The sequence below is a fragment of the Shimia sp. MMG029 genome (genome assembly GCF_027947445.1).
In the GTDB taxonomy this organism is placed as follows: Bacteria; Pseudomonadota; Alphaproteobacteria; order Rhodobacterales; family Rhodobacteraceae; genus Shimia.
Window position 1 is genome coordinate 32,415 of record NZ_JAQJIM010000006.1, and the last position, 23,284, is coordinate 55,698.

The 23,284-nt window shown below is 58.8% G+C and carries 21 protein-coding genes and 2 tRNA genes; 10 read left to right on the forward strand and 13 right to left on the reverse strand.

Going from position 1 to position 23,284, the window contains the following annotated elements; all coding sequences use genetic code 11:
* Positions 1–151: 151 nt before the first annotated feature.
* Complete coding sequence (locus PJL69_RS14395) at positions 152–991, reverse strand: alpha/beta fold hydrolase (RefSeq protein WP_271310279.1); 840 nt, start codon at positions 989–991, stop codon at positions 152–154.
* Positions 992–1,043: 52 nt separating this feature from the next.
* Positions 1,044–2,669, reverse strand: coding sequence for a long-chain-fatty-acid--CoA ligase (locus PJL69_RS14400; protein ID WP_271310280.1), 1,626 nt, complete (start codon positions 2,667–2,669; stop codon positions 1,044–1,046).
* Positions 2,670–2,920: 251 nt separating this feature from the next.
* Between PJL69_RS14400 and PJL69_RS14405 the strand changes: the two genes are divergently transcribed.
* Positions 2,921–3,832 carry a pirin family protein gene (locus tag PJL69_RS14405; RefSeq protein WP_271310281.1) on the forward strand — a complete coding sequence of 304 codons (912 nt, stop codon included), beginning with the start codon at positions 2,921–2,923 and terminating at the stop codon, positions 3,830–3,832.
* Positions 3,833–3,867: 35 nt separating this feature from the next.
* Here PJL69_RS14405 and PJL69_RS14410 read toward each other — a convergent pair whose 3' ends face one another.
* Positions 3,868–4,461: a TetR/AcrR family transcriptional regulator gene (locus PJL69_RS14410; RefSeq protein WP_271310282.1), complete on the reverse strand. Its 594-nt coding sequence runs from the start codon at positions 4,459–4,461 to the stop codon at positions 3,868–3,870.
* A gap of 129 nt (positions 4,462–4,590) precedes the next feature.
* Between PJL69_RS14410 and PJL69_RS14415 the strand changes: the two genes are divergently transcribed.
* The 7 genes from PJL69_RS14415 (at position 4,591) to PJL69_RS14445 (ending at position 9,935) form a co-directional block, all read left to right on the forward strand.
* On the forward strand, positions 4,591–4,833 hold the full coding sequence (locus tag PJL69_RS14415; protein WP_271310283.1) for a hypothetical protein: 243 nt from the start codon (positions 4,591–4,593) through the stop codon (positions 4,831–4,833).
* A gap of 99 nt (positions 4,834–4,932) precedes the next feature.
* Complete coding sequence (locus PJL69_RS14420) at positions 4,933–6,246, forward strand: homoserine dehydrogenase (RefSeq protein WP_271310284.1); 1,314 nt, start codon at positions 4,933–4,935, stop codon at positions 6,244–6,246.
* Between the two features lie 80 nt (positions 6,247–6,326).
* The gene (gene glpX, locus PJL69_RS14425; protein WP_271310285.1) at positions 6,327–7,301 is read left to right on the forward strand and encodes a class II fructose-bisphosphatase; all 975 of its coding nucleotides are present in this window, start codon (positions 6,327–6,329) and stop codon (positions 7,299–7,301) included.
* 90 nt (positions 7,302–7,391) lie between these two features.
* On the forward strand, positions 7,392–9,140 hold the full coding sequence (recJ, locus tag PJL69_RS14430) for a single-stranded-DNA-specific exonuclease RecJ (protein ID WP_271310286.1): 1,749 nt from the start codon (positions 7,392–7,394) through the stop codon (positions 9,138–9,140).
* A gap of 166 nt (positions 9,141–9,306) precedes the next feature.
* Positions 9,307–9,381 (forward strand) — tRNA-Glu (locus PJL69_RS14435).
* Between the two features lie 45 nt (positions 9,382–9,426).
* A tRNA-Glu gene (locus tag PJL69_RS14440) sits at positions 9,427–9,501 on the forward strand.
* 218 nt (positions 9,502–9,719) lie between these two features.
* Entirely contained in the window at positions 9,720–9,935 is a 216-nt protein-coding gene (locus PJL69_RS14445) for a hypothetical protein (protein ID WP_271310287.1), read from the forward strand.
* Between the two features lie 8 nt (positions 9,936–9,943).
* Here PJL69_RS14445 and PJL69_RS14450 read toward each other — a convergent pair whose 3' ends face one another.
* From PJL69_RS14450 to PJL69_RS14470, 5 genes are all read right to left on the reverse strand, one after another.
* A complete protein-coding gene (locus tag PJL69_RS14450) occupies positions 9,944–10,435 on the reverse strand; it encodes an SAM-dependent methyltransferase (protein ID WP_271310288.1) in 492 nt (163 codons plus the stop codon).
* A gap of 104 nt (positions 10,436–10,539) precedes the next feature.
* Positions 10,540–12,258, reverse strand: coding sequence for an ABC transporter ATP-binding protein (locus PJL69_RS14455; protein ID WP_271310289.1), 1,719 nt, complete (start codon positions 12,256–12,258; stop codon positions 10,540–10,542).
* On the reverse strand, positions 12,258–13,199 hold the full coding sequence (locus PJL69_RS14460) for an ABC transporter permease (protein ID WP_271310290.1): 942 nt from the start codon (positions 13,197–13,199) through the stop codon (positions 12,258–12,260). The genes PJL69_RS14455 and PJL69_RS14460 overlap by 1 nt, the downstream gene beginning before the upstream one ends.
* Entirely contained in the window at positions 13,199–14,179 is a 981-nt protein-coding gene (locus tag PJL69_RS14465) for an ABC transporter permease (RefSeq protein WP_209099958.1), read from the reverse strand. Before PJL69_RS14465 ends, PJL69_RS14460 begins: the two co-directional genes overlap by 1 nt.
* Positions 14,180–14,289: 110 nt before the next feature.
* A complete protein-coding gene (locus PJL69_RS14470) occupies positions 14,290–15,855 on the reverse strand; it encodes an ABC transporter substrate-binding protein (RefSeq protein WP_209099957.1) in 1,566 nt (521 codons plus the stop codon).
* 238 nt (positions 15,856–16,093) lie between these two features.
* On the opposite strand from PJL69_RS14470, the gene PJL69_RS14475 reads away from it, so the two are divergent.
* On the forward strand, positions 16,094–16,825 hold the full coding sequence (locus PJL69_RS14475; RefSeq protein WP_271310291.1) for an STAS/SEC14 domain-containing protein: 732 nt from the start codon (positions 16,094–16,096) through the stop codon (positions 16,823–16,825).
* A gap of 156 nt (positions 16,826–16,981) precedes the next feature.
* Here PJL69_RS14475 and tuf read toward each other — a convergent pair whose 3' ends face one another.
* The 4 genes from tuf to rpsL are packed head-to-tail and all read right to left on the reverse strand — an operon-like array spanning position 16,982 to position 21,208.
* The gene (tuf, locus tag PJL69_RS14480; protein ID WP_271310292.1) at positions 16,982–18,157 is read right to left on the reverse strand and encodes an elongation factor Tu; all 1,176 of its coding nucleotides are present in this window, start codon (positions 18,155–18,157) and stop codon (positions 16,982–16,984) included.
* Positions 18,158–18,211: 54 nt separating this feature from the next.
* The gene (gene fusA, locus PJL69_RS14485) at positions 18,212–20,329 is read right to left on the reverse strand and encodes an elongation factor G (RefSeq protein WP_271310293.1); all 2,118 of its coding nucleotides are present in this window, start codon (positions 20,327–20,329) and stop codon (positions 18,212–18,214) included.
* Positions 20,330–20,350: 21 nt separating this feature from the next.
* The gene (gene rpsG, locus PJL69_RS14490; RefSeq protein ID WP_271310294.1) at positions 20,351–20,821 is read right to left on the reverse strand and encodes a 30S ribosomal protein S7; all 471 of its coding nucleotides are present in this window, start codon (positions 20,819–20,821) and stop codon (positions 20,351–20,353) included.
* 15 nt (positions 20,822–20,836) lie between these two features.
* Entirely contained in the window at positions 20,837–21,208 is a 372-nt protein-coding gene (gene rpsL, locus PJL69_RS14495; protein WP_054000841.1) for a 30S ribosomal protein S12, read from the reverse strand.
* A 343-nt stretch (positions 21,209–21,551) separates the two neighbouring features.
* Between rpsL and PJL69_RS14500 the strand changes: the two genes are divergently transcribed.
* Complete coding sequence (locus tag PJL69_RS14500) at positions 21,552–22,352, forward strand: putative rhamnosyl transferase (RefSeq protein ID WP_271310449.1); 801 nt, start codon at positions 21,552–21,554, stop codon at positions 22,350–22,352.
* Here PJL69_RS14500 and PJL69_RS14505 read toward each other — a convergent pair.
* Positions 22,328–23,215, reverse strand: coding sequence for a DMT family transporter (locus PJL69_RS14505; protein ID WP_271310295.1), 888 nt, complete (start codon positions 23,213–23,215; stop codon positions 22,328–22,330). The genes PJL69_RS14500 and PJL69_RS14505 overlap by 25 nt on opposite strands.
* Positions 23,216–23,284 lie beyond the last annotated feature (69 nt).

The window sequence follows — 23,284 nt, forward strand, 5'->3', positions numbered from 1 at the left end:
GGTGGCAAGATAAGGCCGCGAATGGCGCAGACAAACAAGAGCTTGGCAAAGTAACATGACGTCACATTGGATCTGCCTTGGCGGAAGCCTGAGGGCAGACAAGGGCGTCTATGCCTCCTGCGAGGACGTTTTACGAATGAAACGGCGCAGGTTAGCGCAGAAATTGCCGGATGTGGCGCGCCACTTCGGCGGGCTTTTGATGCAGCAGCCAGTGATCTACGCCCGTAAGCGAAACACGCGTGAGATCGTCACAAAAATCCTCCAGCCCGGCATGGCATTCTGGCAGGAGCGCGGTGTCCTCTTCCCCCCAGAGCAAAAGGTGGGGCATGGGCACGCGCAAGGCATGGGCGGGCCATTGCGGCAACGCCTCTGGTGGCAACGGCTGGCCGGGAGCGGCAACTTTGAGGTTTGAGGCGCGATACCAGTTGACCATGCCGCGCACCTGATCCGCTGTCCCCCAGGCGGCACGATAGGCCGCCACTTTGCCCGCATCCATCCACGACATGTCCATATGCTCTGAAAACAGGGACATCATGCGCAAATGGTTGTTTTCTGTGAGCTTGACCTCAGAACCCTCGGCGCGCAGCCAGTTGATGTATTGGCTGGCCTTTGATTGCGCCCCGCCCGCCGCCAACGCACGCTGAAATGGGATCGGATGCACGCCATTGGCCACGATCAGACGCTCAAACAGCGCTGGATTCCGGAAGGCAAGGCCATAGGCCACGGCCGCGCCCCAGTCATGGCCAAGCACAGCGGCGACGGGTTTGTCAGGGCTGTAATGGCGCAGGATGGCGGCGGCATCCGCGACAAGCGCGGCGGGGGCGTAGTGATCGACCTCTGTGGGGCGCCAGCTTTGGCCGTAGCCACGCTGATCCGGGGCGACGAGGAAAAAATGCTCCTCCAGATGGGGGACCAGATCGTCAAAAGCGCCGGAGTATTCGGGAAAGCCGTGCAGACACAGGATCACTGGGGCCTGAGGGTCGCCAGCCACGCGGATATGATACGCGTGACCGTTGAGTGTTATGATCTGGCTTTGTGCCAAATCACACCATGTCGGGCAGTTTGTAATCGGCAAACTGCTTGCGCAGGGTGAGCTTTGAGACTTTGCCTGTGGCGGTCATCGGCAGCTCTCCTACAAAGACCACATCGTCAGGCAATTGCCACTTGGCGAAGTGCTCTTCGAGCAGGGCCATGAGCTCGCTGATCTCGGGCTTGCCCTCAGGCGACGGCACCACCACCAGAAGCGGGCGTTCATCCCATTTGGGGTGGGCCACAGCGATCACTGCACAATTGGCCACCTTCGGGTGCGCCATGACGGTGTTTTCCAGATCGAGCGAGCTGATCCACTCGCCACCGGATTTGATCAGGTCTTTGGCGCGGTCGGTGATGGTGAGATAGCCATGGCTGTCGATAGTGGCGACATCGCCAGTGCCAAACCAGCCATCTGCGTCAAAGGCGCCTGCGTTGGCCTCGTCATTTTCAAAATAACCCGATGTGATGTTGTTGCCGCGCACAAACAGCTCGCCAGCGGCTTCGCCATCGTGAGGCAGAGGCTTGCCATCCTCATCGACGATTTTCAGATCGACGCCAAAGATACGGCGGCCCTGTTTGGATTTGATCTCCACCCGCTCTTCAAGACTGCGGTCTTCGAGATGCACTGGCAGATTGCCCATGGTGCCAACCGGGCTCATCTCGGTCATGCCCCAGGCGTGGCAGATGTCGATGTTTTGCTCTTCAAAATAGCTGATCATGCTGGCAGGCGCTGCGGAGCCGCCAATCACCAGATGGCTCAGCCCATTGGGCATGCGGCCCTGTTTTTGCATTTCGCCCTGCAACCCCAGCCACACTGTTGGCACACCCCACGCAGAGTAGACGTTCTCATCTTCCATCAGTTTAAACAGGCTTGGCCCGTCCAGAGCGCCACCCGGGAAGACCAGAGACGCGCCGGTGAGCAGCGCGATATAGGGCAGGCCCCAGGCGTTGACGTGAAACAGCGGCACAACCGGTAGAATGCGTTTGCCTGGCTGGCAGACTTTGGGCAGGGACAGGCCCACGGTCATGGCATGCAGCACCGTGGAGCGGTGGGTGTAAAGCGTGCCTTTGGGATTGCCGGTGGTGCCGGAGGTGTAGCAAAGCCCTGCGGCGGTGTCTTCTGGCAGGTCAGGCCAGTCAAAGACGTCTGCCTGCGCCTCAAGCAGTTCCTCATAACAGAGGAAATCGCCCTCGGGCATGTGAGCGCGATCCGTCATCACCACCACTTTGAGCCCCTCTGGCCATTGCGCACGCAGTGCGTTGACCAGCGGCACAAAGGTGGTGTCCACAAACAGCATCGTGTCTTTGGCGTGGTTGACGATGTAGCTCATCTGTTCTGCAGACAGGCGTGGGTTGATTGTGTGACACACGCCCCCTGACCCGGAAATGGCATAATAAAGTTCCAGATGGCGGTAGCCGTTCCACGCCAGCGTCGCGATACGGTCACCAACCTGCATGCCTTCTGCCTTCAGCGCATTGGCGAGGCGGTTCACACGTTTGGCCATATCCGCGTAAGTCTGGCGGTGCAGGTCACCTTCTGTGCGTACAGAGACAACCTCTGCTGTGGGGTGAATTTCGGCTGCATATTTGAGAATGTCCGCAATGTTGAGCGGACGCATCATCATAGACCCTAGCATGTAGGCCTCCCTGCCTTGAGATGTTGTGTCGGTTGCGAGCATAGGCGCAAGCACAAGGCAGTTGAAAGACAGGTTGCAAAATGCCGCTACGTCGCTCAACTCAACATATTGAACTTGTTAATTTTATTTTTCACCACACCCATTTGCCGCGCGCCTCCCCAATCTGTGCAAATCTGCACAATCTGCGCGCGGTTCTGGCGATTTTCAGGCAAGACTGCAGCGCCTACTTTGAGGGGGAAAGGAGAGACATCATGTCGATCAGACCTGTTTTGGAAACGCGCAAAGCCATTCCTGCCAGAGAAGGGGCTGGCGTGCATCTGCATCGTGCCTTTGGGTTTCAGGATCCCGAAGAGCTTGATCCCTTCCTGATGATGGATCACTTCCGCAACGATGATCCCCGCCTTTATCAGGCCGGATTTCCGTGGCACCCGCATCGCGGCATTGAAACCATCACCTATGTGATTGAGGGTGCGGTGGAACATCAGGACAGCCTTGGCAACACCGGAAATTTGGGTGCTGGCGATGTGCAGTGGATGACAGCGGGGCGCGGGATTTTGCATCAGGAGATGCCCACCCCCGGTGCCAACGGCGTGAACCATGGGTTTCAGCTGTGGGCGAACCTGCCGCGCGATCTGAAGATGACCGATCCGCGTTATCAGGATGTGACCGCCCGTGAAATCCCGGAAATCATGGAAGATGACGGCACAAAGGTGCGCGTGGTCATTGGCAGCTTCTGGGGGCAGACCGGCCCAGTGGATGGCATTGCCGCCGACCCGATGTTTCTGGATGTGACTGTGCCTGCGGGGGTGAAAAAGACCTTCCCGATCGACACACGACGGCGCGCCTTTGCCTATGTGTTTGAGGGGGATGCGGCTTTTGCTGATGCCAGCCAACCGACCGGCGTTTTGCTTGAGAAAGAAGTCGCCGGCGAAGAGGTCAACATCCGCGATATGAGCGGGGACCGCACGCTGGTGCGCTTTGGCAATGGCGATGAGGTGACGGTGCAGGCGGGCGAACAGGGCGTGCGCTTTCTGCTGATTTCAGGCCAACCCATTCAGGAGCCGGTGGCCTGGCACGGCCCGATTGTGATGAACACGCAGGCGGAGCTGCAGCAGGCTTTTGCAGAACTGCGCAATGGCACCTTCATCAAACCGGCGCATTGAGCAAGCGTAGGCGGAGGGGGGAACCCCTCCGCTTTTTAGGCAGAGACGCCCACGGCTTGACGCACCATATCCCAGTAGATCTGTTCAACTTCCTCAAGCGACAGGCGGCCGCCTTCGCGAAACCATGTGTTCACACCTGTCAGCATCGCAATCACGGCCATGGTGGTGATCTTGGAGTCTGCTACGGTGAAATCACCGCTTTCGACACCAGCGCGCAGGATCGCCTCCAGCTGATCTTCATAGGCGCGGCGTAGGGCCTCGATGGCGGCAAAGTTGTCCGGGCTGAGGTTGCGCAGCTCCATATAAGCGATGAACACTTCATCAGGGCGCTCTGAGTGAAAACGCAGGTGCAGGCGGGTGAATGTTTCCAAGGCGGCCACGGGGGAGGTTGGCGCATCCAAGCTGGCACGGGTTGCGAGCAGCTCATCCATGTGGTTTTTCATCAGATCAAACAGCAGGCTTTGCTTGTCTGGCGTGTAGTTATAGAGCGCCCCCGCCTGCACGCCGACCTCGCGGGCAATCTGGCGCATAGAGACAGCGGCGTAGCCGTGTTGCGCAAATAGAGAGAGAGCCGCCGCGCGCACACGCGGGCCAGTGATATCGGAGTGGGAGCCTTGGGTTCTTGCCATACTGGCCAATTTAACTGAACAAATGTTTCTTTAAAAGGCCACTTTGACGCAGACAAAGCCCCTGAGGTGGCTTGTGTCTTTGGCCGGGGCTGGGCCATAACAAGGCGACGCAGAAAAAGGGCCACGCGCGTGACAATTCAGATCAAAATGCGCCTTTTGGGGATCTTATGCGCCACTGCTCTGGCGGGCTGCGGCACGGTCCCCGGACTGGATACCGCTGTTTCCAAAGAAGTGGAAGCCGCGCCATACCCGGACCTTCTGCCGATGCGCGACCTGCCCCAAGCGCCACAACAGCGCCTCACAGACACCAGCGAGGAAGAGATTGAGGCGCGCGGTGCGCGACTTCAAAGGCGCGCGCGTGACCTGCAATAAGCCATATCGCCACCGTGACGCGTTGCGCCCCGGCGCATGAGCGGCTACACGGCAAGGCGATACAGCAGACCACTCCAACCATAATCGAGGTAGTGCTTCATGACCGATGCGCAGAACAGCAACCCCAATACCACACCGCTCCGTCTTGGGATTGCCGGATTGGGCACCGTGGGCGTGGGTGTCGTTAAGATTGTACGCCAGAAAGCCAATCTGCTGGCCGCGCGCACAGGTCGCCCAGTAGAAATCACTGCGGTCAGCGCCCGCTCCAAAGACAAGGACCGGGGTGTGTCGCTGGCAAGCTATGCCTGGGAAGACGATCCTGTTGCTTTGGCAAAGCGCGATGACGTGGATGTTTTTGTCGAGCTGATGGGCGGCGAAGACGGCCCTGCGAAAGTTGCCATTGAAGCCGCCCTTGCGCTTGGCAAAGATGTTGTCACTGCCAACAAGGCCCTGCTGGCCCACCATGGTCAGGCACTGGCAGAAGCCGCAGAAGCCAAAGGCGCGGTGATCCGCTTTGAGGCGGCTGTGGCAGGTGGCATTCCGGTGATCAAATCGCTGACCGAAGGGCTGGCAGGCAATGACATCACCCGGATCATGGGCGTGATGAACGGCACCTGTAACTACATCCTGACCCGCATGCAGGATGCAGGGCTTCCTTATGAGGAGGTCTTTGCCGAAGCGGACGCGCTTGGCTATCTGGAAGCGGACCCCAACCTTGACGTGGGCGGGATTGATGCGGGGCACAAACTGTCGCTGCTGTCCTCCATCGCCTTTGGCACTAAGGTGGATTTTGACGGCGTAGAGCTTGAGGGCATCCAGCGCATTTCGATTGAAGACATTCATCAGGCCGCCGAGCTGGGCTATAAGATCAAACTGCTGGGCGTGACGCAGATGACGGGCCGCGGTCTTGAGCAGCGCATGTCGCCCTGCCTCGTGCCCGCAGACAGCCCATTGGGCCAGCTGACTGGTGGCACCAATATGGTGGTGATCGAAGGCGACGCCGTGGAGCAGGTTGTGCTGCGCGGCCCCGGTGCAGGCGAAGGTCCCACCGCCAGCGCGGTGATGGGCGATGTCTGTGACATTGCGCGCGGCTTCCGCCTGTCGACCTTTGGCATGCCCGCAGCGCAACTCGCCACGGCGACTGCCGCACGTTCCAACTCGCCTGCGCCGTTCTATCTGCGCTTGACGCTGGAAGATCGCCCAGGCGCGATGGCAAAAATCGCAACCGCGCTTGGCGACAATGGCATCAGCATCGACCGGATGCGCCAGACTCGTCATGACGACAAGCACGCCCCTGTCCTGATCGTGACCCACAAAACCCAGCGTGCGGCGCTGGACGCGGCCATAGAGGCTATGCAATCCACCGGAGTGCTTGCAAATGCGCCGGTAGCGTTGCGGATTGAACAGGTTTGAAATTTGAATGGCGCGCCCCTCTTGTGAGCGCGCCGCCCCTACGTTAGTCGATACTTAAGTTTGTACATAAGGATCCTCCCATGTCCCAAAAGCCGGAATTTCACGACCGTATGCTGTCCCTTGGTTTGGCCCGTGTGGCTGAACAGGCGGCGATTGCCTCCGCTGCCCTGATCGGCAACGGCGATGAGAAAGCCGCAGACCAAGCCGCTGTGAACGCCATGCGCGAGCAGCTCAACCTTCTGGACATCGCTGGTGTTGTGGTGATCGGTGAGGGCGAGCGCGACGAAGCGCCGATGCTGTTCATCGGCGAAGAAGTGGGCACCGGCAACGGCCCCGGCGTGGACATTGCGCTGGACCCGCTGGAAGGCACCACGCTGACCGCCAAAGACATGCCCAACGCGCTGACCGTGATTGCCATGGGCCCGCGCGGCTCCATGCTGCACGCGCCAGACACCTACATGGACAAGCTGGCCATCGGCCCGGGCTACGCGGAAAACGTTGTCTCGCTGGAAATGAGCCCGAAAGAGCGCGTGGAAGCCCTGGCCAAGGCCAAAGGCTGTGACACCTCCGACATCACCGTCTGCATTCTGGAGCGTCCGCGCCACGAAGACATGATCGCAGAAGTGCGCGCCACCGGCGCCTCCATCCGCCTGATCACCGATGGTGACGTGGCCGGTGTGATGCACTGCGCCGAAGCCGAAGAAACCGGCATCGACATGTATATGGGCCGTGGCGGCGCACCTGAAGGTGTTCTGGCAGCGGCGGCGCTGAAATGCATGGGTGGTCAGATGTGGGGCCGTCTGGTGTTCCGTAACGATGACGAGCGCGCCCGTGCCGCCAAGACCGGCATCACCGATCTGGACCGCATCTATTCCCGCGACGAGATGGTCACACAGGATGTGATCTTTGCCGCAACCGGCGTGACTGGCGGCTCTCTGCTGCCGCGCATCAAGCGCACCCCGGGTTGGATCGAAACCGAGACCCTGCTGATGCGCTCCAAGTCTGGTTCCGTGCGTCGCATGACCTACCGTGCACCGATTGATCAGACCGCTTGATCGCAGCACACTGCACTGATTGACTGGGCTAAAGCGCCCCTTACGGCCCGCCTCTTTGGCGGGCCTTTTGATAAGATGAAAGCCCTGCCCATGACCGACTTCCTTGGTGTATCCGAAAGCCTGACCGGACGACGCTGGCTAGGGCCGGATGTGGAAGCCACCCGCGCAGCTGAGCTGCTGGCGCAGGACACCACCCTGCCCCCAGCCCTTTGTGCGGTGCTGGCCCGGCGCGGGGTGACAGCGGCGGAGGCGGAGAGCTTTCTGGAGCCGCGACTGGCGGACCTGTTGCCCGATCCACGCAGCATCAAAGACATGCAAACCGCCGCCGCGCGTTTCCTGCAAGCGGTGCGCAAACGTGAGCGCATCGCGGTGTTTGCCGATTACGACGTGGATGGCGGCACTTCTGCGGCGCTCTTGATCACTTGGCTGCGCCATATGGGGCTTCAGGCGACGCTTTATGTGCCTGATCGCATTGATGAGGGCTATGGCCCCAATGAGACCGCAATGGCGCAGCTGGCCGACACGCATGACCTGATCATCTGTGTGGACTGTGGCACGCTCAGTCACGACCCGATTGCCGCCGCAAAGGCCGCAGATGTGATCGTGCTCGACCACCACTTGGGCGGCGAGACCCTGCCGGATTGCGTGGCCGTGGTGAACCCCAACCGACAGGATGAAAGCGGCGATCTTGCCCATCTCTGCGCGGCGGCGGTGGTGTTTCTCATGCTGGTGGAGGCCAACCGCCAGATGCGCGAGGCCGATGGCACGCGCGGCCCGGATCTGATGGCGATGCTTGATCTGGTGGCGCTTGGCACGGTGGCCGATGTGGCCCCCCTCGTGGGCGTGAACCGTGCACTCGTGCGTCAGGGCCTGAAGGTCATGGCGCGGCGCGACCGCACCGGAGTTGTCGCGCTCTCTGATGTGAGCCGCATGGACAGCGCCCCCAACAGTTATCACCTCGGCTTTCTGCTGGGACCACGCGTGAATGCTGGCGGACGCATCGGACAGGCGGATCTGGGCGCACGCCTTCTGTCCACAGATAACGAACAGGAAGCCCGCGCGCTGGCCGAGCGGCTGGATGAGCTTAACACTGAGCGGCGCGACATTGAGGCCGCCGTGCGCGCCGCCGCCATGGCACAGGCCGAAGAGCGCGGGCTGGATGCGCCGCTGGTCTGGGCCGCCGGCGAAGGCTGGCACCCCGGTGTGGTCGGCATTGTCGCCTCCCGCCTGAAAGAGGCCACCAACCGCCCCGCCATTGTGATCGGTCTTGATGGCGATGAAGGCAAAGGCTCTGGCCGCTCGGTTTCTGGTGTGGACCTTGGGGCTTCGATCCAGAAACTGGCCGCAGAGGGCCTGCTGGTGAAAGGCGGTGGTCACAAGATGGCCGCAGGGTTGACTGTGGCACGTGATCAGCTGGAGCCCGCCATGGCACGGCTCGCAGAGCTGATGGCCAAACAGGGTGCTGGCGACATGGGACCGGCGGATCTGAAACTCGACAGCCTGCTGATGCCAACCGGAGCCACAGTGGAGCTGATCAGTGACATTGAGAAGGCAGGCCCGTTTGGGGCGGGGGCCCCGGCCCCGCGTTTTGCCTTCCCGGATGTGGAGATTCGCTTCACCAAACGGGTGGGCGAAAGCCATCTGAAACTGACATTTGGCGACGGATTCGGCGCCCGCATCGATGCCATTGCCTTTGGCGCTTATGACACCCCGCTGGGGGCAGCATTGGAATCACACGGCGGTGCGCGATTCCATCTGGCAGGCCGTCTGGAGATCAACACATGGGGCGGTCGCCAGTCTGTGCAACTGCGGCTGGAAGACGCCGCCAGAGCCGCCTGAACCCCGGTTTGCCCTGTATATACTAGGGCAAGCCATGCCGTGTGACAGCCGGTGTAGCCCCCTCAATACCTGCCCAAACGGCTTTCCGAAAAAAAACGTACATAGGCTCAAATTTCCGCTTGCGCCCATCCGCGCCATTCACTAGACACGCCTCACGCTTCAGAGCGTCCCGTTCGTCTATCGGTTAGGACGCCAGGTTTTCAACCTGGAAAGAGGGGTTCGATTCCCCTACGGGATGCCAGAAGCGGGGTATGGGGATTTCATCTCTGACGCGCCCATAAAGAGCGTCCCGTTCGTCTATCGGTTAGGACGCCAGGTTTTCAACCTGGAAAGAGGGGTTCGATTCCCCTACGGGATGCCACTTTATCTTTCACAAAAAAGAAAAGAATACTGGCACAAGCACTGCTGAATAGTCAGCTATGCGCCCCAATTCTTGTCTGGCTTTTTGGCACACAGCCGCAGCGTGCAGACTCTTCATTAACCATTCCTCGGTATTTCTGGCCCCCATCGAAGGTCTTTTAACGGAATCAGATTCGGCACCCACGCGCCGACCTCCGCAGATCCTACGAGGGGGACAAAATGAGTAAGACACATCTGTCTGTATGGGTGCTTCCCAGAGGTGCAGGCCGCAATTCCGCCCGTTCTGAGCGCATCAGAACACGCGCAGGGGCCTTCATCGTGGCCAGCTGCAAAGACGCGGAACAGGCCTTGCTGCCGCCGCCATCCGGCAATCTCAATCGCCGAATCTGGCCCCACACGTCACCAAATGGGCCGACCCTAAAGATCCGCGCCTGAGGCTACCCCTAAGGCTGCACAGGAGGCACATCCACCGCCGGTGCGCTGGGTTTGATATCCAGCAGCGGTGTGCCGTCAAAACAGTCGATCGCATCAATGCCAATCCGGCCCGCCGCGAGATCCAGAGATGTGATCCGCACCGCCGCCAGCGAAATCGGATTGGGCCGATTTGGGGACCTCAGCGCAAATGTGCCCTGTGCTTCCGGTTTGTGACGCGGCCGCTGAGTGATCAGATCGCGCCGCGCCTGATGCATCCAGTAAAACAGCAAAATCCCATCCCCCACAGACAGCCCGGTGAGACCTTCGGCAAAGCCCGGCTCCAGAGTGATTGATGCCCCCTGCCCGCTTTCCCGCGCGCGGGTCACATTCTTGGGGCAATCGCCGCGCTGCCACGGGGTGTGAATGCGGCCAATGAAGCGCAGTTCGGCATCCACGCGCTCCAGCGGATCAAATTCCAACTGGCTTTCACCATCACGCAATTCAGGCAGGGTGTCAGACATGGTGCGCTCCTCGGCTATTTGCAGTCATCCTGCCCAAGTCCTGAAAGAGGCGCCATAAAAAAGCGCCGCTCAATGGCGGCGCTTTCCAGTTTTGGTTCGGCAAGTTAGACGATCTCGCCTTCAAGGCCTTCGGTTGAGAGCCCCTCAAGCTTGGGCATGAGGCTCAGAAGCTCACGTGTGTAGGCCTCTTTCGGGGCAGCAAAGAGGGTTTCGGTGTCGGCCACCTCCACCATCTGCCCCTGACGCATCACGCCCACACGGTCACACATCTGACGCACCACCGGCAGGTCGTGGCTGATGAACAGCATGGTCAGGCCCAGATGCTCCTGAAGATCCTTGAGGATGTTCAGGATCTGCGCCTGAATGGACACATCCAGCGCCGAGGTTGGCTCGTCACAGATCAGGAAGCGCGGCTGGGTGGCCAGCGCACGCGCAATCGAGATCCGCTGGCGCTGACCGCCGGAGAACTCATGCGGGTATTTGCGCCCAGCTTCAGAGCCAAGCCCCACACGCTCCAACAGCTCATCCACGCGGTGCTGAATGGCGTCGCCTTCCAGCAGCTTGTGGTGGCGCACCGGCTCCGCAATGATCTCATCCACCCGCATACGCGGGTTGAGGCTTGAGAAAGGATCCTGAAAGATCATCTGGATCTGACGGCGATAGCTCTCCAGATCCTTGGCGGTTTTGAGGTTTGTTACCTCCTGATCGTCAAAGAAGATCTTGCCGCCGTTGGTCTGATAGAGCGTGGCAATCATCCGCGCGACGGTGGATTTGCCAGAGCCACTTTCGCCCACGATGCCAAAAACCTCACCTTCGCGGATATCAAAGCTGACTTTATCCACGGCGGTGAAGTATTTGCGTCGTGATGGAATGATCGAGCCGTTTTGCAGGAAGGTTTTGGTGAGCCCTTCGACCTTCAGAAGCGTGCCGGATTTGGTCGGCTCCGGGCGCTTCCAGTTGCGCGCCAGATCGTCGATGTGAAACGCGATCTCACGGCCCCCGTAAGAGAGCTGCGGGAAGCGGTGCACCTTCAGCGTAGGGCGCGGCACAGCGGCGATCAGCGACTTGGTGTACTCATGGGCGGGTGCGCCCAGCACCTGTTCGGTGGTGCCGCTTTCCACGACTTCGCCCTGATACATCACGGTCACCTTGTCGGTGGTGTCCGCAATCACACCCATGTCGTGGGTGATCAGGATCACGCCGGTCTGGCGCTCCCGCGCGAGTTCCTTGATCAGCTCAAGGATCTGCGCCTGAATGGAGACATCGAGCGCCGTGGTGGGCTCATCCGCGATGATCACATCCGGCTCTGAACAAAGCGCGAGCGCGATCACCACACGCTGGCGCATGCCGCCAGAGAACTGGTGCGGATACTGATTGATGCGCTCATCCGGGCTGGGAATGCCCACGCGATCCAGCAGTTCAATCGCCCGTTTCTTGCTGTCTGCATCAGAGAGCTTGAGATGGAACTGGATGGTTTCTTCCAGCTGCTGACCAACGGTCAGAAGCGGGTTCAGCGAGGTCAGCGGGTCCTGGAAGATCATGGAGATCTTGGCCCCGCGCAGCGCGCGCATGCCTTCGGCATCCCGCCCGCTGATGGCCTCCCCCTTAAAGCTAACCGTGCCGCCCGCGATATGACCGGGACGTTCCAGCAGGCCCATCACGGCGGCGCCGATGGTGGACTTACCCGCACCGGATTCACCCACAAGACCGTGGATTTCGCCGGGCTCCACCGCGAGGTTGGCTTTGTTCACCGCCACAAAGAGCTTGCGACGGGTCGGGAAGTGGACCGACAGGCCCTCGATATCAAGAAGTGTATCGCTCATCACTGCAACCTCGGGTTCAATGCATCACGCAGCCAGTCGCCCAGCAGGTTCACAGACAGCGCCAGCGCCAGAAGCGTGGCGGAGGGGAACAGCAGAATCCACCATTCGCCGGAGAACAGGAACTGTTGCCCGATGCGGATCAGCGTGCCCAGCGAGGGCTGGGTCGGCGGTGCGCCAACACCAAGGAAGGACAGCGTAGCCTCGGCAATAATGGCCAATGCCAGAGAGATGGTTGCGATCACCAGCACAGGGGACAACACGTTGGGCAGGATGTGACGCAGCATGATGATGCCTCGACCCCGTCCAATCATACGTGCGGCCTGCACATATTCTTTGTCCTTCTCCACCAGTGTTGCACCGCGCACCACGCGGGCAAACTGCACCCAATCCGATAGACCAATCGCAAGGATCAGCACCCAGATCGCCATCGTGTCCTGATGTTCAATTGGGGTGATGCCCTTGGCGATGCCAAAGATCAGCATGGCCACCAGAATGGCGGGGAAGGTCAGCTGCACATCTGCGGCGCGCATGATCACGGTTTCGACCCAGCCGCCAACATAGCCAGCAATCAGGCCGAGCGTGATGCCCAGCACCATGGCAAAGAGCACAGCCGAGAAGCCCACAAACAGCGAAATCCGCATGCCGTAAAGGATGGTGGAAAACACATCGCGCCCTTGATCATCTGTGCCAAGCCAGAAGGTGTCTCCGGTGAAATCATTGGCGGCCATCGGCGCGGTGAAACCGTTCATCAGATCCAGTGAGCCCGGATCAAACGGGTCATAAGGCGCAATCAACGGGGCGAAGATGGCGCTCAGCACCAAGAGCATCACCACAAGGAAGGACACCACAGCCACCGGCGAGCGGCGGAAGTTGTAAGCGAAGTCGCTGTCCCAGGCTTTCGCCAGTCGGGACTGCGGCGCGGTTGAGGTTTGGTCAGACATCAGTGCGCCCCCTTACCATCCGTGCGCAGGCGCGGATCAATTGCAAAATAAAGCAGGTCAACGATCAGGTTGATCGCCACAAACATCACCGAAATCAGCATGAGATACGCCGCCATCACCGGGATGTCGACAAACTGGATCGCGTTGATGAACAGAAGCCCCACACCGGGCCACTGGAACACCGTTTCGGTGATGATCGCAAAGGCGATGATCGAGCCGAGCTGCAGACCTGTGACGGTGATCACCGGCACCAGCGTGTTTTTCAGCGCGTGGCGGAAGTTCACCGTACGCGCCTTTAGACCACGGGCCCGGGCAAAGCGCACATAATCCTGACGCAGCACTTCCAGCATCTCAGAGCGCACAAGGCGCATGATCAGCGTCATCTGGTAAAGGCCGAGCGTGATCGCCGGTAGGACAATCGCCTTCAGGCCGGAGGCGGTCAGAAGACCGGTACTCCACCAGCCGAGCTGCACCACGTCTCCCCTCCCAAAGGAGGGCAGCCAGCCAAGCTCCACCGCAAAGATATATATGAGCAGGATACCGATCAGGAAAGTTGGCAAAGACACCCCAATCAGAGAGATCGACATGATCGCATTCGCCATGAACCCATCTCTGCGGATCGCGGTGAAAACACCCAGGCCGATGCCAATGGTGATCGCCAGAAACCCACTCACCGCAGCCAGCTCCAGCGTGGCGGGTGCGCGCTCCAGAAGGATCTCCCCCACGGGGCGGCCCTGACGATAGCTCACGCCAAAATCGCCCTGCACAGCGCCTTCGAGGAATTTGTAGTATTGGACCGGGAAAGGCTCATCCAACCCCAATTCCGCCCGCAAGCGGGAAATATCTGCATCCGTGCGTTCCTGACCCAGCATATTGTCGATGGGATCACCGACAAAGCGGAACATGCTGAAAGCAACAAGCCCCACGATCAGAAGTACCAGCGCGGACTGCAACACTCGTTTAATGACATACGTCAGCATCACTGCGTCCCTTTGTTTTTATGAGCGGTCCTTGCGCCCTTCTGGAGAGAGGGTCAAGCAAAGCAAAAGAGGCGTCGGAGTGTTGCCCGACGCCTCGTTTTTATGAAGTTTTATTGCACGCTCACCCAGCGCAGAATAAAGAAGTTATCCGGCCGTTGAGTCAGGGTGATATTGTCACGTGCACCCCAAACCAGAGGTTGCACATACATCGGCACATAAGCGGTTTCATCCTGAAGAATCTTGGCTGATTCATCCAGCATCGCCTGACGTTTGCCATCATCAATCTCGGATTGGATCATCGGCAGAAGCTCATCAATGCGGGCGTTGGAGTAGCCACCAAAGTTCCAGCTGCCCAGCTTTTTCTCAGCATTTGGCGTGGACGCCAGAAAGCGGATGGGATGCTCTGCATCAAATGTGCCCGGGGACCAGCCGAGCAGATACATGTCAAAGTTATCGGCGCGCAGTTCCGGCCAGTAGTTTTGTACAGGCATCGCATCAAGCTGAGCCGTGATCCCGACCTTTGCGAGCATGGATGTCACTGCCTGACAGACCGCCTCATCATTCAGATAGCGGTTGTTCGGGCACTTCAGACCAAACGCAAACCCATCAGCATAGCCTGCCTCTGCAAGAAGCGCCTTGGCACCATCCACGTCAAAAGCAGGGCGGTCTGCGTTGGCAGCAGAATACCCGCGCATCGCCGGGCTGACGAGCTGGCTCGCAGGTTCCGCGTTACCGCGCATGATGGTTTTGAGGATCGCGTCTACATTTACGGCCTTCGCCACAGCTTCCCGCACGCGCGCATCTTTGAACGGGTTTGGCTTGCCCGCATCCGCGCCGTATTTCAGCTCATCCGCGTCTTGGGCAAAACCCAGCATGATCACGCGGGCTTCGATGCCCTGAATGATCTGAACACCATCCTGCCCCTGAAGGCGCGCGGCATCCTGAATTGGCACCGGGTTGATCATGTCCACTTCGTCAGACAACAGCGCGGCAACGGCGGTGGCGGCGTTCTGGATCGGCGTGAACTCTGCTTTGGTGATGTTGTGGGTGGCCTCGTCCCACCAGCCGTCATGCGGCGCCAGCTCCGTGCGCAGGCCGGGCTCCCTTGCGGTCACTTTGAACGCTCCGGTGCCATTGGCATTCAGCGTGGCGTAGTTGCCATTCTCTTTGTCTGGCAGGGCCGCGCTGTTGGCCTCTGCCCAGCCTTTGTCCATGATCATCCAGTTGGCAATGCTGTCTGGGAAGATCGGGTTCGGTGCGCTGGTCAGAATGTCCACGGTATAGGCATCCACCACCTTCACGTCAGACACAGGTGCAAACCAGCTGCGCGTGTCAGACACCTCGCTCGAGGCGCGCTGATAGGAAAACAGCACATCTTCCGCATCGAATGTCGCCCCGTCATGGAAGGTCACGCCTTCACGCAGGAAGAAGCGCCAGCCTTCGCCCGCGCCAATCGGCTCCCAGCTGGTGGCCAAAGCGGGTTGCACCGACATGTCTTTGCCGCGGCGCACAAGCCCTTCATAGACGTTGTTCAAAAACCCCAAAACCGGCGCAGAGTTCACTGCATGCGGGTCCATGGTTTGCGGGTCAGTCGTGCCCGCCCATTTAAAAGTCTCTGCCATTGCAGGCGCAGCGCAGACCGCTGCAGCCAAAGCGGCTGACATCATGCGTTTCATAGTGTTCCCCTGTTCGCATCGCTGCCTCAGGCCGGCAGCCATAGGGCCCAATGTCACCTCACCAAACCGTGAATTGCAAGGTCCGAACACCTTTTTGTGAACAGGTTAAGCCGATTAATCTCAGAGACTTGCCAGATCAGCGGGGTTTGGCGCAGCATATACCCTCCTGAGATTTTTCCGACCAAAAGCTGAACGGTGTGGCAGAGTGCTCTCCATATAATTGATTTGGGATCTTGCCATGATTGACGTAAAAACCAGTGAAGACGCGCGTTTTGTTGAAATCACGATGACAGCGCCGATTTCAGAAGACGACTACACAACCACGCTCGCACCTGCGATCGACAAGGCGATCGAAACCGCAGACCACATCCGCCTGCTGGCGATTGTTGACGGCGGCATGAGCGATTTCACCTTCGGCGCCCTGCGCGAAGACAGCCGTATGGGATTGAAACACTGGCGCGGCTTTGATCGGGTGGCTCTGGTCACAGACGATCCTGGCATCCGGCGGATGGTCGGCATGTTCAGCGTGTTTATGCCCTGCCCTGTCGCCCAGTTCTCACTGGCGGAGACGGACACAGCCAGGTTGTGGTTGCGCGAAAGCCTTGGATCGATTCAGATTGATGCGCTTGCGAAAGACACAGTGGTGGTCCGCCTGATGGGCAAACTCGACTCCGAGACCTACGCTGGCAAATCCGAGGATTTGGACACCATCTTTGCCACCATGGGTGAGGTTGGGCTGGTGATCGATCTGCGGGAATTTGACGGCTGGCAGGGTCTTGGGGCACTCAAGGAACACTTTGCGTTGGCCCATTCCCATGTTGGCCAGCTGCGCCGTGCAGCCATTGTCGGTGACGCTGGTTGGCAGGCTATGGCCTCCAAGTTTGGCAAACATGTCGTCGGATTGGACGCCAAGCACTTTGGCGCCTCCGCCTATGAAGAGGCCATCGCCTGGGTGCAAGCGCCGGACTGACCTTTTCAGATCCCCCAAGCTTCCATCACCAGCGCAAAAGCGCGGCGGGCGCGTGCTGGTGAGCGCGTGTTTCTTTGTTTGGGCAGTCTTGGGTCGCGGGCATAGAAAAAGGCCGTCCCGGGGGACGGCCTTTCCATCAAAAATCAGACGCTCTGATTATTCGACGATTTTGGACACAACACCGGAACCAACGGTGCGGCCGCCTTCACGGATCGCGAAGCGCAGGCCGGCTTCCATTGCGATCGGTGCGATCAGCTCAACGTTGAACTTCAGGTTGTCGCCAGGCATCACCATCTCGGTGCCAGCTGGCAGTTCAACAGTGCCGGTCACGTCAGTTGTACGGAAGTAGAACTGTGGACGGTAGTTCGCGAAGAACGGGGTGTGACGGCCACCTTCGTCTTTGGTCAGGATGTAGGCTTCTGCTTCGAACTTGGTGTGTGGGTTCACGGAACCTGGCTTACACAGAACCTGACCACGCTCAACCGCTTCACGGTCAACACCACGCAGCAGCGCGCCAATGTTGTCGCCCGCTTCACCGGAGTCCAGCAGCTTGCGGAACATCTCAACACCGGTACAGGTGGTTTTCTGAGTGTCTTTGATGCCAACGATTTCGATTTCGTCGCCAACGTTGATCACGCCACGCTCAACACGGCCGGTCACAACAGTACCACGGCCAGAGATCGAGAACACGTCTTCGATTGGCATCAGGAACGGCTCGTCAACCGCACGTGGTGGCTGAGGGATGTACTCGTCAACAGCCGCCATCAGCTCTGCGATTTTCTCGGAACCGATGTTGGCGTCGCGGTCTTCCAGAGCCGCCAGAGCGGAGCCTGCGATCACAGGGATGTCGTCGCCTGGGAATTCATACTCAGACAGCAGCTCGCGGATTTCCATTTCCACCAGCTCGAGCAGCTCTTCGTCGTCAACCTGGTCCACTTTGTTCATGAAAACAACCATGGCAGGGATGCCAACCTGGCGGCCCAGCAGGATGTGCTCACGAGTCTGTGGCATTGGGCCGTCTGCTGCGTTCACAACCAGGATCGCGCCGTCCATCTGCGCCGCACCGGTGATCATGTTTTTCACGTAGTCAGCGTGGCCTGGGCAGTCAACGTGTGCGTAGTGACGTGCTTCGGTTTCATATTCCACGTGGGCTGTGGAGATGGTGATGCCACGGGCTTTTTCTTCTGGCGCGCCGTCGATTTCGTCGTACGCTTTGAAGTCACCAAACTGTTTGGTGATCGCGGCGGTCAGCGTGGTTTTGCCGTGGTCAACGTGACCAATGGTGCCGATGTTGCAGTGCGGTTTACTGCGCTCAAACTTTTCCTTAGCCATGATGGCCTCCTTAATGTTGAGAGGGGAAGCGGGCAGCCCGCTTCCCAAATTTCGTTATGCGTATTTCGCTTGGATCTCGTCAGAGATGTTCTGCGGAACTGGATCGTAGTGGTCGAACTGCATGGTGAACTGGGCACGGCCGGAAGACATCGAACGCAGGTTGTTGATGTAACCGAACATGTTGGCCAGAGGCACAAATGCGTCGATTGCAACAGCGTTACCACGAGGCTCCTGACCGGACACCTGACCACGACGGGAGGTGAGGTCACCAATGATGCCACCGGTGTATTCTTCCGGTGTGATCACTTCCACCTTCATGATCGGCTCAAGCAGTTTCGCGCCGGCCAGTTTCATACCTTCACGCATTGCCATACGAGCTGCGATTTCAAAGGCCAGAACGCTGGAGTCCACGTCGTGGAACTTACCGTCGATCAGAGCAACTTTGAAGTCGATCACAGGGAAGCCAGCCAGAGGACCGGAGTCCATGACGGACTGAATGCCCTTTTCAACACCCGGGATGTATTCCTTTGGAACAGCACCACCAACGATGCGGCTTTCAAAGGAGTAGCCCTCACCCGCTTCAGTCGGCATGATTTCCATTTTGACTTCAGCGTACTGACCGGAACCACCGGACTGTTTCTTGTGGGTGTAGGTGTGCTCGATCGCCTTGGAGATGGTCTCACGATAGGCCACCTGTGGCGCACCGATGTTGGCCTCAACCTTGAATTCACGCTTCAGACGATCCACGAGGATGTCCAGGTGAAGTTCGCCCATGCCCTTCATGATGGTCTGACCGGATTCCAGGTCAGTTTCCACGCGGAAGGATGGATCTTCGGCTGCCAGACGCTGCAGACCCTGAGACATTTTCTCTTGGTCGGCTTTGGTCTTTGGCTCAACAGCGATTTCGATCACCGGATCTGGGAAGGTCATGGTTTCCAGAACAACCGGGTCGTTGACGGCGCAGAGTGTGTCACCGGTGGTTGTGTCTTTCAGACCCGCCAGCGCGATGATGTCACCCGCAAATGCTTCGGTGATTTCTTCACGGTTGTTGGAGTGCATCATCATCATACGACCGATGCGCTCTTTACGACCTTTGGTGGAGTTCAGGAGCGTGTCGCCCTTGCTCAGCACACCGGAGTAGATCCGGGTAAAGGTCAGGGAGCCAACAAACGGGTCGTTCATGATTTTGAACGCTAGACCGGAGAACGCCATGTCATCGTCTGCACGACGCGCAATGTTACGCTCTTCGCTCTCATCACCCGGTGCGAAGCCCATGTAATCAACAACGTCCAGTGGGGACGGCAGGTAGTCGATCACAGCGTTGAGCAGAGGCTGAACGCCTTTGTTCTTGAACGCGGAGCCGCCGAGAACCGGAACGAAAGACAGAGACAGAGTGCCTTTGCGCAGCAGTGCGCGCAGGGTTGGCACGTCAGGCTCTTCGCCTTCCAGATAGGCTTCCATGGCATCGTCGTCCTGCTCGACGGCGTTCTCAATCATCTTGGCGCGCCATTCGTCGGCCAGATCTTTGAGTTCGTCGCGAATAGGTGCTTTGATCCAGGACGCGCCCAGATCTTCACCCTGCCACAGCCACTCTTCCATGGTGACCAGATCAACCAGGCCTTCCAGCTCGGTTTCTGCACCGATCGGGAACGCGATTGGAACAGCAACTGCCCCGGTGCGATCTTCGATCATGTTCACACAGTTGAAGAAGTCAGCGCCGATTTTGTCCATCTTGTTGACGAACACCATACGCGGAACCTTGTAGCGGTCAGCCTGACGCCACACGGTTTCGGTCTGAGGTTCAACACCAGCGTTGGCGTCCAGAACACAGACAGCACCGTCGAGAACCGCCAGAGAACGCTCAACTTCGATGGTGAAGTCAACGTGGCCTGGGGTGTCGATGATGTTCAGTCGGTGCTTTGGGGTATCAGCGGTTTGGCCATCCTCGGTGCGCTCCCAGAAAGTGGTCGTCGCAGCGGAAGTGATGGTGATACCGCGTTCCTGCTCCTGCTCCATCCAGTCCATGGTGGCTGCACCATCGTGCACCTCACCGATGTTGTGGGATTTGCCGGTGTAATACAGGATGCGTTCGGAGCAGGTGGTTTTACCTGCGTCGATGTGCGCCATGATACCGAAGTTACGGTAATGTTCGAGCGTATATTCGCGTGCCATTGGTCTAATGTCCTCTGGGCTTTACCAACGATAATGGCTGAAGGCTTTGTTAGCTTCTGCCATTTTGTGAGTGTCTTCGCGCTTCTTAACGGCGGTACCGCGGGAGTTCACGGCATCCAGAAGTTCACCAGCCAGGCGTTCTTCCATGGTGTTTTCGTTGCGGCCACGCGCAGCACCAATCAGCCAACGGATGGCCAGGGCTTCGCGGCGCTCAGGGCGCACTTCGACCGGAACCTGATAGGTGGCACCACCCACACGGCGGGAGCGAACCTCAACCGATGGTTTGATGTTGTCGAGTGCTTCGTGGAACACTTCAACAGGGGCGCGCTTCACCTTGTTTTCAACACGGTCCAGCGCGTTGTAAACGATCTTTTCGGCAACAGATTTCTTGCCGTCGATCATCAGGTTGTTCATGAATTTGCTCAGCACTTTGTCGCCAAATTTGGCGTCAGGCAGAACTTCGCGTTTTTCGGCGGCGTGACGACGTGACATATCAGCCTCTCCTTCTTACTTAGGACGCTTCGCGCCGTACTTCGAACGACGTTGCTTACGGTCTTTAACGCCTTGGGTATCCAGAACACCGCGGAGGATGTGGTAACGGACACCCGGAAGGTCTTTTACACGGCCGCCGCGGATCAGAACCACAGAGTGTTCCTGAAGGTTGTGGCTTTCACCTGGGATGTAAGAGATCACTTCGTAACCGTTGGTCAGGCGCACCTTCGCAACTTTACGCATAGCGGAGTTCGGTTTCTTAGGCGTGGTGGTGTACACACGTGTACATACGCCGCGCTTCTGAGGGCACTGCTCCAGGTGCTGTGACTTGGAGCGCTTGATTTTAGGCTGACGCGGTTTGCGGATCAGCTGCTGAATCGTTGGCATAGGGTCTCTTTCCTATTGCTTCCATTTATACGCCAAGCCGAAGCTCAACGCGGTTATCGGGTCTTTCACAACTTGTGCATGCACAAGCGCAAAAACCGCAATCGTTTCCATTCCGAGGCAAACGACGCGGTGGAGTCTCAGAGGTTGCGGCCTTCAAAGTAGACCGGAACTTGACCACTACAGGTATGAAACGGCGTTAGGCAGACTAAGCCCATTGCCGGATGACGCGCGTATATGGGGAGTCGGCAGACTTGTCAACAGCTGCCCCCTGTTGCGCTGATCCGCCACTGCTGCCAAGGTGCGACCAGCAAGACACAAGGCGCGTAAGATGCAGAGCAAAGACATGCAGGTCATCGGCCTATGCCGGTTTTCATACCCGGCATTGGGCGGGTTTCAAGTGGAACATGACACGATCGAGGACCGCATCACCTTTCTCTATCAGGAGCAACGTCTTGAGGAACGCTTTAAGCTGTTTGAGGTCATTGCCCTGCCCTGCCTGCGGGAACAGACCGATCAGAACTTTGAGCTGATTGTCGTGATCGGGGACAGCCTGCCCAAACACCACAGAGAGCGGCTGCAGGACATCACCGCCACCTTGCCACAGGTTCGGATCGAAGCGCACCCGCCCAAACGGCACCGTTTATTGATGAAAGACATCATCAACCGCGCCCGCAAGGATATGAAAGCGCCCTGCCTGCAGTTTCGTCATGATGATGATGATGCCATCTCTGTGGATTTCATTGAACGTCTGCGCGCGGCTGTAGACGATGTACCAGGTCTTTTACGCGACAATGCCACCGTGGCCTTTGACTGGAACCGGGGCTACATCGCCGAAATGAGTGCGGCAGGCATTTCCGCCACCGACACAGTGCGCAACCTCTATGTTGCCGCGCTTGGCATGTATGTGCGCGGCGGCGTGTCCCAGACCATCATGAACTTTCGCCACGGCATCATGAACCAGCATATGCCCACCGTCTCTTTCACCGATGCGCCAATGTGGCTGCGCACCCACAATGGCTATAACGACAGCCGCCAGAAGAAGGTGAAACCGGTGCCGGTGGAGCCGCTCAGCGCCGCGCAAGAAGAGGAATACCGCCTGCGCTTTGCGGTGGATGCGGATCAGGTGCGCGCGCTGTTTGCCTGAGACAGGCGCCGCCCTCGGATTAGGGTAAAGACCCCGGCCCCGACCACAATCGCAGCTCCGGTCAGAGTAACCGTGTCTGGCCACTCCCCGAACACCAGATAGCCCAACATCAGCGCCCACAGCAGGCTGCTGTAGCGGAACGGTGCGATGAAGCTGATCTCGCCCACGCGCATCACCAGCACCGAAAACAGATAGCCGCCTAAAATGAACACCGCGGCGCCAATCAGCAGAACCCATTGGTCTGTTGTGAGCGCCACCCACTGTGTGCCAAGGCTCGCAACACCCGCAAAAAGCATGACCCCAAGAGAGGCGACAAGCGTCACGGTGAGGGAGGGCACCTCAGATGACATCTTCCGCGTTGCCAGATCGCGCAACGTGACAAAAGCAACCGCGACCAGCGCATAAAGCGCGTATTGATCAAAGCCGTCAGGCCCGGGACGCACAATCAAGAGCATCCCACAAAAGCCTGCGGCAATCGCCAGCGCCCGCCGCCAGCCAACGGTTTCGCCAAAAAACAGCGCCCCACCCAAGGTCACCGTCAAGGGAAGGATCTGCAAAACCGCTGTCACATTGGCAATCGGCATGTGATAGAGCGCGGTGATAAAGAAATAGGCGGCCCCGATCTCAGAGAGGGTGCGCAGCGCCACCAGGCTCCAGTCATGGCGCGACAGTTTCCAGCGCAGCTTGCCAAGCGATCTTGCCAGAAGATAGATCAACGCGCTAGCCACCACGCCGCGCAGAAACAACATCTGAAACAGCGGCACATCCGGCCCCAGCGACTTCACCATCGTGTCGTTGAACGTAAAGGCCGCCATGGAGCACATCATCAGAAGCGCGCCCTTGGTGTTATCAGAAATCGCCATCGGCCCCCTCCCCTTCGTGCAATCGCGCGACGTTAGGGCCGTGTGAGAGATTTGCCAAGCCCGGGTTTC

Excerpts from the sequence above, each read along its gene's own strand:
- PJL69_RS14405 (WP_271310281.1), top strand. The coding sequence starts at position 2,921 with ATGTCGATCAGACCTGTTTTGGAAACGCGCAAAGCCATTCCTGCCAGA.
- fusA (WP_271310293.1), bottom strand. The coding sequence starts at position 20,329 with ATGGCACGCGAATATACGCTCGAACATTACCGTAACTTCGGTATCATG.
- rpsL (WP_054000841.1), bottom strand. The coding sequence starts at position 21,208 with ATGCCAACGATTCAGCAGCTGATCCGCAAACCGCGTCAGCCTAAAATC.
- PJL69_RS14465 (WP_209099958.1), bottom strand. The coding sequence starts at position 14,179 with ATGCTGACGTATGTCATTAAACGAGTGTTGCAGTCCGCGCTGGTACTT.
- recJ (WP_271310286.1), top strand. The coding sequence starts at position 7,392 with ATGACCGACTTCCTTGGTGTATCCGAAAGCCTGACCGGACGACGCTGG.
- PJL69_RS14475 (WP_271310291.1), top strand. The coding sequence starts at position 16,094 with ATGATTGACGTAAAAACCAGTGAAGACGCGCGTTTTGTTGAAATCACG.
- PJL69_RS14420 (WP_271310284.1), top strand. The coding sequence starts at position 4,933 with ATGACCGATGCGCAGAACAGCAACCCCAATACCACACCGCTCCGTCTT.
- PJL69_RS14460 (WP_271310290.1), bottom strand. The coding sequence starts at position 13,199 with ATGTCTGACCAAACCTCAACCGCGCCGCAGTCCCGACTGGCGAAAGCC.
- glpX (WP_271310285.1), top strand. The coding sequence starts at position 6,327 with ATGTCCCAAAAGCCGGAATTTCACGACCGTATGCTGTCCCTTGGTTTG.
- PJL69_RS14410 (WP_271310282.1), bottom strand. The coding sequence starts at position 4,461 with ATGGCAAGAACCCAAGGCTCCCACTCCGATATCACTGGCCCGCGTGTG.
- tuf (WP_271310292.1), bottom strand. The coding sequence starts at position 18,157 with ATGGCTAAGGAAAAGTTTGAGCGCAGTAAACCGCACTGCAACATCGGC.
- PJL69_RS14505 (WP_271310295.1), bottom strand. The coding sequence starts at position 23,215 with ATGGCGATTTCTGATAACACCAAGGGCGCGCTTCTGATGATGTGCTCC.
- PJL69_RS14470 (WP_209099957.1), bottom strand. The coding sequence starts at position 15,855 with ATGAAACGCATGATGTCAGCCGCTTTGGCTGCAGCGGTCTGCGCTGCG.
- PJL69_RS14455 (WP_271310289.1), bottom strand. The coding sequence starts at position 12,258 with ATGAGCGATACACTTCTTGATATCGAGGGCCTGTCGGTCCACTTCCCG.
- PJL69_RS14500 (WP_271310449.1), top strand. The coding sequence starts at position 21,552 with ATGCAGGTCATCGGCCTATGCCGGTTTTCATACCCGGCATTGGGCGGG.
- PJL69_RS14445 (WP_271310287.1), top strand. The coding sequence starts at position 9,720 with ATGAGTAAGACACATCTGTCTGTATGGGTGCTTCCCAGAGGTGCAGGC.
- PJL69_RS14450 (WP_271310288.1), bottom strand. The coding sequence starts at position 10,435 with ATGTCTGACACCCTGCCTGAATTGCGTGATGGTGAAAGCCAGTTGGAA.
- PJL69_RS14400 (WP_271310280.1), bottom strand. The coding sequence starts at position 2,669 with ATGCTAGGGTCTATGATGATGCGTCCGCTCAACATTGCGGACATTCTC.
- rpsG (WP_271310294.1), bottom strand. The coding sequence starts at position 20,821 with ATGTCACGTCGTCACGCCGCCGAAAAACGCGAAGTTCTGCCTGACGCC.